This window comes from Acidithiobacillus sp. TH-A35, assembly GCF_057473505.1.
Map to the genome: position 1 here is coordinate 1 of NZ_JBYCKR010000277.1, position 2,729 is coordinate 2,729.

5 protein-coding genes are annotated in these 2,729 nt (G+C 60.1%); 3 read left to right on the plus strand and 2 right to left on the minus strand.

The genetic code is table 11. From position 1 onward, the window contains the following. The coding region (locus AC2VNK_RS09100; protein ID WP_486883529.1) for an MFS transporter at nt 1-709 on the minus strand (709 nt) is incomplete at its 3' end. 433 nt (nt 710-1,142) lie between these two features. Here AC2VNK_RS09100 and AC2VNK_RS09105 point away from each other — a divergent pair. Further along, a complete protein-coding gene (locus tag AC2VNK_RS09105) occupies nt 1,143-1,463 on the plus strand; it encodes a DUF202 domain-containing protein (RefSeq protein ID WP_291523681.1) in 321 nt (106 codons plus the stop codon). A 27-nt stretch (nt 1,464-1,490) separates the two neighbouring features. Here AC2VNK_RS09105 and AC2VNK_RS09110 read toward each other — a convergent pair whose 3' ends face one another. Beyond that, nucleotides 1,491-2,147, minus strand: coding sequence for a MarC family protein (locus AC2VNK_RS09110; protein ID WP_486883530.1), 657 nt, complete (start codon nt 2,145-2,147; stop codon nt 1,491-1,493). 110 nt (nt 2,148-2,257) lie between these two features. On the opposite strand from AC2VNK_RS09110, the gene AC2VNK_RS09115 reads away from it, so the two are divergent. Beyond that, nucleotides 2,258-2,518 carry an FmdB family zinc ribbon protein gene (locus AC2VNK_RS09115; protein WP_486883531.1) on the plus strand — a complete coding sequence of 87 codons (261 nt, stop codon included), beginning with the start codon at nt 2,258-2,260 and terminating at the stop codon, nt 2,516-2,518. Between the two features lie 83 nt (nt 2,519-2,601). Further along, nucleotides 2,602-2,729: OB-fold nucleic acid binding domain-containing protein (locus tag AC2VNK_RS09120; RefSeq protein WP_486883532.1), on the plus strand; the 128-nt coding region annotated here is incomplete at its 3' end.

Sequence of the window (2,729 nt, forward strand, 5' to 3'; positions counted from 1 at the left end):
CATCCCACCAGTTCCAATCCTCGCCACGATTCAGCACGAGCTGAAAGGTCGCGCTCCAGGCAGCGAGCAGCCCCAGCCCGATCCAGTCAAAGGGCTGGCGCACGCGCTCGTCGGGATCGTCGCGCAACAGGGCGGAGACCACGCCCAGCGCCAGCAAACCCACGGGGAAAGTCAGCACCGCCGCCGCCCGCCAGTCCCAGGTATAGGCGATCCAGCCCGCCAGCGAGGGTCCGGCGAGCAGGGGCAGCACCAGATTGACGATGCTGAGATCGGCCGCCGTCTTTTGCCAGCGCGGCGGCGCATAGCGGATTAGCAATCGCCGGGTCAGCGGTGTCAGAAAACCCGCCGCCATGCCTTGCAGAAACCGGCCGCCCAGAAATAAGCCGAAGTGATCGCTGAATACATCGGGGAGGGTGGCCACCATCAGCAGGATGAGGGAGATCTGAAACATCCGCAGTTCGCCGAAACACTGGTAGAGCCAGGTGGCGGGCACGACGGCGAGCGCCCAGGCCAGCAGGTAAAACGTCAGTGACCAGATCGCGTGATCGAGGCTGGTGCTGTAGGCGCCGGCGATGTACGGCAGCATCGGGATGGACCAGGCGAGGCTCCACGATGCCAGCAGCAGGCCGCTGCTCAGGCCGAGCAGTAACAGCACGCCATCCATCCCGAAAAAGGCGGGGACAGCGGGAGAAACGGGGCGAACGGCCAAGTGGATACCTGGAGCAGTGGGGACACGGCGCATATTAGATGATTGCCGCGTCCCGAGAAAATGCGTTTTCGGGCCGGGACTGATGGCTTTTGTGCATCACCGGAAAGGCACGAGACAGCGAAAATCAGACAGCGCGAATCAGCAAGAGCCCCATGAAAAGGGCTATCCTTCAGAGTACGACTGCCAGTATTTTACGCGCCCGCATGAAGAAGTTCTTCCACCCTGGGATGGCCGCGGCACGGCAACGTGCTCAATGACATCCTTTTTTCGTGTACTAATTAAATGTAATGAAGTCCATATAAGTAGACATGCAGTTTAACCGGTATAGGTGCCTGCAGTATTCTTATTCGTCAGGGTGGGCTGCACTGCGGAAGGGTGAAGTCCGGAAAGTTGGTATGCAAAGTGTAATGAAGGACAACTGAATTTGAGCAACATGCCTTACCACAGGTTTAACCCCCGCGAATTCATTCTGCGGGACTGGCTCGCCCTGGACAGGACCGTGCTGGCCAATGAACGGACTTTTCTGGCGTACACACGAACATCGTTGACGCTGGTTCTTGCTGGTCTGACTTTCATCCGCTTTTTTGGTCCCGACATCTGGTCCACCATCGGTTACATTTCGCTGATGCTGGGTTCGGTTCTTTGGCTGACGGGCCTCAAGCGCTACCTGCACACGCTGGGCCACTATCGCACCATGATTGTTGCCGAAAACACGGCACTGGACGACCACAACGGCAGCGCCATCACGCCCTGAGATTCCCGCATCTGGCTGGCATCGCGCTCAGGGAACGCGGACGTGTACCAGCCCAGGGAAGAGCGCCGCCAGACCATTGGCGATAAAGGTCACGGCAATGGCGGCGAGCACCAGCCCGAAGATACGGGTAGAGATGTTGATGCCTGCTACCCCCAGCCGACGTGACAGGGGCTGCGCCAGGCGCAGTGCCCCATAGGCCACCCCGGCAATCAGCAATATATCGACGATCAGCAGGCCGCTGGCCAGCCACGACGCATTTTTGTGATGGGCGATGATCACGGTGACCATGGTGCCCGGCCCCGCCAGCAGCGGAATGGCGAGCGGTACCACGGCAACATCCTCTTTCTGCATACCCTCGGCGGCCTCCTCCGGGGTGTGGACATAGCGGCTGGACTTGGCCTGCAACATGTTAAAAGCCAGCATCATCAGCACCATGCCGCCCGCCACCTGAAAGGCGGCGATGCTGATCCCGAAAAATTGCAGAATATATTCTCCAAGAAACGCCGAGGTGAGCAGAACAATGGCTACGGCACGGGATGCCAGCTTCGCCGTAGCGATCTGCTGTTGCGTATCTTCGTCGCCGGTCAGGGCAATGAAAATCGGAATGGCGCCAATGGGGTTGAGAATGGCGAGCAGTGCGATGAGGGTCTGCAAGGCGCTGTGCAGTTCAGTGCCGACGGGCATCCGCGCCTCCCTTACCCGGCCGGTTCCGACGCAAGGCCCTTGAAAATTGCGGCGTGAAGACGTATTTAATAGGCATCTTTGAAGTTATAACCCAATACGGAGTCGATACGATGCCAACTTACGAGTATGTATGCAAGGACTGTGGACACCATCTGAGCGCCGAGCAGCGCATGAGTGATCCCCGTCTAACCGACTGCCCCCACTGCGGCAAGCCGGGGCTCGAGCGGCAGCTCAGCGCCGGGGGCTTCGCCCTGAAGGGCTCCGGCTGGTACCAGACCGACTTCAAGGGTGGCGGCAGCAAGGCCAGTGAGAGCAAGCCGGAAGCCGCCGCTGCGCCCTCCTGTCCCGCCGGGGGCTGCGCCTGTCATTGACGTAGCGCGCGCGGCAAGGCTAGATTGTGCGCGGGCCTCCCGGTCGGGTGGCCCTTTTCTTGTTGACTCATACGGGACGCAGCATGCGGACACACTATTGTAACGGTATTCACGAAGGCTTGATTGGCCAAACGGTCACCCTCTGCGGCTGGGCGCAGCGGCGGCGCGATCACGGCGGCGTCATTTTTATTGATCTGCGGGACCGCGAAGG